The 6335-nt window shown below is 64.6% G+C and carries 9 protein-coding genes; all 9 read left to right on the forward strand.

Annotated features, from left to right (window positions below; all coding sequences use genetic code 11):
- The coding region (locus RTN46_RS16045) for a flagellar hook-length control protein FliK (protein WP_312182883.1) at positions 1-494 on the forward strand (494 nt) is incomplete at its 5' end.
- A gap of 15 nt (positions 495-509) precedes the next feature.
- The gene (locus RTN46_RS16050) at positions 510-992 is read left to right on the forward strand and encodes a flagellar hook capping FlgD N-terminal domain-containing protein (RefSeq protein ID WP_312182885.1); all 483 of its coding nucleotides are present in this window, start codon (positions 510-512) and stop codon (positions 990-992) included.
- A 73-nt stretch (positions 993-1065) separates the two neighbouring features.
- Positions 1066-2232: a flagellar hook protein FlgE gene (locus RTN46_RS16055; protein ID WP_312182887.1), complete on the forward strand. Its 1167-nt coding sequence runs from the start codon at positions 1066-1068 to the stop codon at positions 2230-2232.
- Positions 2233-2389: 157 nt separating this feature from the next.
- Positions 2390-2707, forward strand: a complete 318-nt coding sequence (locus tag RTN46_RS16060; RefSeq protein ID WP_312182889.1) for a flagellar FlbD family protein — start codon at positions 2390-2392, stop codon at positions 2705-2707.
- Entirely contained in the window at positions 2707-3492 is a 786-nt protein-coding gene (locus RTN46_RS16065) for a MotA/TolQ/ExbB proton channel family protein (RefSeq protein WP_312182891.1), read from the forward strand. Before RTN46_RS16060 ends, RTN46_RS16065 begins: the two co-directional genes overlap by 1 nt.
- A complete protein-coding gene (locus RTN46_RS16070; RefSeq protein ID WP_312182893.1) occupies positions 3489-4373 on the forward strand; it encodes a flagellar motor protein MotB in 885 nt (294 codons plus the stop codon). Before RTN46_RS16065 ends, RTN46_RS16070 begins: the two co-directional genes overlap by 4 nt.
- A 62-nt stretch (positions 4374-4435) precedes the next feature.
- Entirely contained in the window at positions 4436-5311 is an 876-nt protein-coding gene (locus RTN46_RS16075; protein ID WP_312182894.1) for a flagellar motor switch protein FliM, read from the forward strand.
- Positions 5311-6009 carry a flagellar motor switch protein FliN gene (fliN, locus tag RTN46_RS16080; protein WP_312182896.1) on the forward strand — a complete coding sequence of 233 codons (699 nt, stop codon included), beginning with the start codon at positions 5311-5313 and terminating at the stop codon, positions 6007-6009. Before RTN46_RS16075 ends, fliN begins: the two co-directional genes overlap by 1 nt.
- A partial coding sequence (locus RTN46_RS16085) for a flagellar biosynthetic protein FliO (RefSeq protein WP_312182897.1) occupies positions 6010-6335 on the forward strand: 326 nt, incomplete at its 3' end. It abuts the gene before it with no gap.

A 6335-nucleotide genomic window follows, 5' to 3' on the forward strand; every position in this document is an offset into this window, starting at 1 on the left:
CCCTGCAGATTCAGCCAGTCCCGGTGCATACCGTCGCTGCCGCACCCGTCCAGGCACCCGCCGCGCAGGCAGCACCTCTTCTGACGCAGGTTGCACAGCCCCTGTTCAGCCTGAGCGCTGCAGCCCCCGGCGAGCACGTGATGACGCTGAGCATTACCCCGGAAAACCTGGGACCTGTCACTGTCCGCGCCCACGTCAGTGCGGACGGAATCCGGGTGGAACTCTTCGCCCCGAACGACGCCGGGCGGGAAGCGCTGCGGACCATCCTCACCGATCTGCGCCGGGACCTGTCCGGTTCCGGGCTGAATACCTCGCTGTCCCTGTCCGCGCAGGACCAGCCGGGTAACGGTGCTGACAGCCGCGGGGAACGGACCGGGACGCCTCCTGGGGGCGAGCGTGCCACCGAGGAACCCGGGGCAGGCCCCGTTCCCGTGCCGCAGAACTTTCGCGCCGTGGCCCACGGTGCGGTATCGACCCTTGACATCCTGGCCTGAGAAGGAGAACCACCCATGCCTGTAGAAGCAGTTACAGGAACCAACGGGGTTAGCCCCCAGCAGACCGGCCGGGTGCCAAAGCAGGTCATGGACAGTGAATTGTTCCTCACCCTGCTGGTCACCCAGCTGCGCAACCAGGACCCGAGTTCGCCCATGGACACCAACGAAATGATTGGCCAGACCACCAACCTGGCCACCATGGAACAGCTCACCAATATGGCGGCCATGAGCGAGGAGAACTTCTCCCTGCAGATGCGGATGGCGGCCGCCGGACTGATCGGGCAGACCGTCACCTACCTCAACGAGGCTGGTGAATCGGTAAGCGGGACCGCTACCTCCGTTTCTTACCGCTACGGGGTTCCAACCGTCAACGTGGACGGTGTTGACGTCAAGCTCGATGCCATCTCCGGTGTGGTGGCACCGGGTGCGGCGCCGCCGGACTCCGGCGACGGCGACGGCGACGGTGCCGAATCAGGCGACGAGGAAACGAAGGCCTAACCCGGGCCCACTGTCTGCTCTTTTGCTTTCTCTTCTAAAACTTCCACAATCTCTCAGCTGAAAGGCGTATCCCATGCTCCGCTCCCTGTACTCCGGAATCTCCGGCCTCCGCTCGCACCAGACAATGCTTGACGTCACCGGCAACAACATCGCCAACGTAAACACCGTTGGTTACAAGGCGAACGCCGTCCAGTTCCAGGACACTCTCTCCCAGCTGACCCAGGGCGCCACGGCTCCCGGTGCCAATAACGGCGGCGGGAACCCCGCACAGGTAGGCCTCGGCGTCCTGGTCTCCGGCATCACCACCAACTTCACCCAGGGCTCGGCCCAGGCCACCGGCCGCGCAACGGACCTTATGATCTCCGGTGACGGCTACTTCGTCACCAAGCAGGGCAACCAGACCACGTACACCCGTGCCGGAGCCTTCGAGATGGACGCCAACGGCCGCCTGGTCACCACTGACGGGAAGATCGTCCAGGGCTGGACAGGGGTCAACGGCGTGGTCAACACAGGCGGTGCCGTCGGCAACATCACCCTTCCCGACGGTGCGATCTCCCCGGCCATCGAGACCACGACCGCAACGCTGGGCGGCAACCTGCCTTCCGAAAAAGCCGTCGGCGAAACCATAGTCCGGGACATGGATGTCTACGACGCCAACGGCGTCGCCACCGTTGTTCCCCTGACCTTCACCCGCACAGCGGGGGGCTGGGACGTTTCCGCTCCGGGCGGCACGACGCAGTCCCTGGCCTTCACGGACGGCAAACAGGCCGCGGGCAACCCGGCCACCATGACCGTGAATGGTGTGGCCGTGGATCTGTTGGGGCTGACCAGCTACGCCGGTGTCAGCACCGCATCCGTCACCGGGCAGAACGGCCGCGCTGCCGGGACCCTGGAGTCCTTCTCCATCTCCAAGGACGGCACCCTCATCGGTTCCTTCACCAACGGCGCCAAGCAGGACCTGGCCCGCATCGCCGTCGCAACCTTCACCAACCCGGCTGGCCTGGAGAAGGCTGGGAACTCCGGTTACACCGCCACCGTGAACTCCGGCAATCCCGTGCTGGGTGGCCCGGGCGACCCGGGTATGGGCAAGGCCATTGCGGGCTCCCTGGAAATGTCCAACGTGGACCTTTCCCAGGAGTTCACCAACCTGATTGTCGCCCAGCGCGGATTCCAGGCCAACGCCCGTATCATCACCACTTCGGATGAAGTGCTGCAGGAACTGACCAACCTCAAGCGCTAGACCGGTAATCCCGCAGGAGGCCACGCACGGTTGTGCGTGGCCTCCTGCGGTTAAGGCCCGGGGCGCGAACGGCGGCTTTCCTTACCGATACCGGGCGTCTGCCGAAAGTAAGGGTGACGGCTTACGCAAGCCGGAAGCTGAAACCGGGGATGGGCCAATGATTGTTCTTACACGACTGAACGACGCTCAGTTTGCGATCAACCCTGACCTGATTGAACGCGTCCACGCCAATCCCGACACCACGCTGGTCATGGTTGACGGAGCTAAGTACATCGTCACGGAATCCATAGATGAAGTAATAGCGCTGATAGCCCAGTTCCGTGCCCGCGTGATTTCCATGGCGAGGGACCTGCCACAGGTCCCGCTTCGGCCGGGAACCGGGCTCGGGCTGGTTCCAGACGCCGGCGCCGGGGGGACGGCGGCTTCGAATGAAAGCAGTACCAATACCGTGCCCCTTCGCCCGAGGAACAAATAATGGATCCGGCAACAATAATCGGTTTAGTCATCGCCTTCGGGTCGCTCTTTGCAATGATCACCCTCGAAGGTGCGCACGTCACGTCCATCCTGCTTCCTCCGCCTATGATCCTGGTCTTCGGTGCGACGATTGCGGTGGGCCTGGCCGGAGGAACACTCAAGGACTTCATTTTTTCCTTCAAGACCCTTCCGCGTGCCTTTATGGGCAAAAAGCCCCGCCCGCAGGAAACCATCGACAACGTGGTTTCGCTCGCCGAGAAGGCGCGGGCCGAGGGGCTGCTCTCCCTGGAGAGCGATGCCGCGGAAGTCGATGATCCCTTCCTGAAGGTAGCCCTCCAGAACATTGCCGACGGCACCGACGGGGAAGAGCTGCGCACCCTGCTCGAAGACGAGATCAACACCAAGGCTGCCAGCGATAAGGTGGCGGTCAAGTTTTTCAACAGCCTTGGCGGCTACGCGCCGACAATCGGCATTATCGGCACCGTGGTCTCCCTGACGCATGTGTTGGAGAACCTGTCCACGCCGGCCACCCTTGGGCCGATGATCGCGACGGCGTTCGTGGCCACCCTGTGGGGCCTGCTCTCTGCCAACTTCATCTGGCTGCCCATCAGCTCCCGGCTCAAGCGCCTCAGCGAGCTGGAACTCGAGCAGATGACCCTGCTGATGGAAGGTGTCCTTGCCCTTCAGGCCGGCAGCCAGCCACGGCTGCTGGGCGAGCGCCTGCGCGCCATGGTGCCTGCCCATGAACTCAAGAGCCCGGCACGCGAGACCAGCGAAGCAGCATGAGTGCCCCCAACCGCCGCCGGCGGCGCAGGGAAGAGGAGGACTCGCACCCGGACGAACGCTGGATGGCCTCCTACATGGATATGGTCACCGTGCTGATGTGCATGTTCATCGTGCTCTTTGCCATGTCCACGGTGGACCAGGCCAAGTTTGAGCAGCTCAAGGCTTCCCTCGCAACCGGCTTCGGCACCGAGGAAAGCAACACGGTGGATACCGCCAAGGGCGTGGTTGTTCCGCCTTCGATGGTCGACGACGAGGAAATCGTGGATCCTGACGCGGACCTCGCGATGCAGGCCGCCCAGGAGGTCCAGGACCTGACCACGCTGCGGGACCAGCTGCAGGGCGGCCTCGAAGTCAAAGGGCTGCAGGACGACGTCCGCTTCGAAATTGATGAGCGGGGGCTGACCATCCGTCTGGTCAGCTCGGAAATGTTCTTCGAGCCGGACCTCGCCGACCTGACCTCGCAGGCCCGGGACGTGCTGAATGTGATCGGCCCGATCCTGGAGCCGACAAGCTACGACGTTTCGGTGGAAGGGCACACCGCGCAGGTCCGCCAGTTCACCGATTCTGCCCTGGACTGGGAACTCTCGTCCTCACGCTCGGTTAACGTCCTGCGTTACCTCATGGAACCCGGAGGCATCGACTTCAGCCGCATCAAGGCGGTCGGCTACGGGGAATCCAAGCCGCTGAACGCCGGCACCACCGCCGCAGAGCGGGCGCAGAACCGGCGCGTGGACATCGTGGTCCTCTCGGGGCAGTCTGAAGCTGTCCGGCAGCTGATGCCGGCAATCGTCAACGGCGAAATCGTCTTCCCTGATCCCTCCGAGGCACCGGCGACCGGTGGCAATCGGTCGGAGGAAGTTTTGCCCGCGTCGAACCACTAACCGCGCGGCCGTCCCGTCCGATAGTTTCCCCTGTGACGGTCCAGCAAGATTTGCCTTTAGGCATGCCCCCAAAAGCCTCCCGGCAGGTGGAAGTTTATGACTTCCGCCGTCCGACGACGCTTGCCCGCGAGCATGCCCGGGTACTGGAAATGGCTTTTGAGACCTTCGGCCGTCAGTGGGGTACCCAGCTGACCGCCAAGGTCCGGGTCCTTTCCCAGGTCACCTCCGAGCAGGTCCAGACAATGACCTACGACGAGTACGTGGCAGTACTGCCCGAACACACGGGCATGGTGCTTTTTTCCATGCCCAACATTTCGGCGAAGGCAGTCATCCAGTTCCCGATGGCGGCGGCCCTGTCCTGGGTACGGCACATGCTCGGTGGAACGGGCAATGAACCCACCCCCGAGCGCAAGCTCACCCATATCGAACAGGCCCTCCTGAGCCGGATCATGGATGAGGCGCTTGAGGACCTGCACTACGCCCTCGGCAGCCTGCTCGCCGCGCCGCTCTCGCCGTCGTCCATCCAGTACAACTCGCAGTTCGCGCAGGCAGCCGGATCGAACGTCCCGATGATCGTGGCCCGCTTTGAAATGGTGGTTGGCGATGCCTCAGCCCCGGCCACCGTGGCCCTGCCCGCCGAGGCGATCCTGCCCCAGCTGGGTCCGGTCCGGCCGAACACCTCCAACGCCACCCCCGCCGAGCTGATCACGGAACAGCTGGCGAACCTGCCAGTGGACGTTTCACTGCAGCTGGCACCGATCCGCGTCAAGCCGGGCATGGTCCTGAACCTTGCCGTGGGCGACGTCCTGAATCTTGAACACCCGCAGCACCGGCCGCTGAACGTCACGGTTGACGGCCAGGCCCTGGCCCAGGCAGCAGTGGGGGCCAGCGGCTCACGTCTGGCCGGAGTCATCGTAAGTACCGAGGAGAACAACTGATGAGCACCACCCTGGCCCAGCATGCCGAAGCAGCAGCTGCCCTCGTCCGCCTGCTTCCCACCCCGACGCCACTTCAGCCGGCGCTGCACTCCGCGCTCGGCCTGCCGTTGGAGCAGATGCGCGGTGCAGTCACGGCCTCGTTCGTGGGATCCGTCTCCGCGGACCTCGCCGTTGTGCTGCACTCTGCCGGTGCTTCGGTCGCAGACGTCGCCGGCACCGATTCCCCGGTGGTCTCCGCCGCGGATGTCCTGCGCCCCGCGCTGGAAGCTGCAAGCTCCACCCTGGGTGCCGGCGTGCTGGGCGAGGCCCGCACGGAAGACGCCTCAGCCCTGTTCGGGCATGTGGACACCACTGTGTTTGAACTGCGCGGCCCCGAAGGGCCCGCCGGATGGTTCGCCCTCCGCCTGCGCTCCGGTGCCGGCGCTGCCGGAGCCGAGCAGTCCGTCGTCGGCAAGCTTGGGCGCATCAACAACGTCGAAATGGCCCTGACCGTGGAAATCGGACGCACCCGCATGGCCGTGCGCGATGTCCTGAACCTGGAGCCGGGCCGCGTGGTGGAGCTGGACCGTTCCGCCGGAGCTCCCGCTGACATCCTGCTCAACGGACGCCTGATCGCCAACGGTGAGATCGTCGTCGTCGACCAGGACTATGCCGTGCGCATCACGAAGATTCTGGACGTAGCTGAGGGCCTGGGTTAAATGGACGACTCCGCAGTCATGGCGCTGCGGGTCCTGGTATCGCTCGGTGTGGTTCTGGGGCTCCTGTGGTGGCTCCAGCGCCGCCTCATCCGAGGCCGCGCCTCCACCGGCCCCGAAGCTCCCATTCGGGTCCTCAGCCGCCAGGTGATCAGCCCGAAGGCATCCGTCGTCGTCCTCGAGACCGGCGGCCAGCGGTTCCTGCTCGGCGTCACCGAAGCATCGGTTAACGTGCTGCATACCTCCGAAGCAGTCGAGGAAGCCCCCGACGCAGCCTTTGCCGCTTCGCTCGACAGCGCCTCCCACGAGGGTGCCGCCGAAGCGGGGTC

The sequence above is a fragment of the Arthrobacter sp. genome (assembly GCF_031988865.1).
Classification (GTDB): domain Bacteria; phylum Actinomycetota; class Actinomycetes; order Actinomycetales; family Micrococcaceae; genus Arthrobacter_B.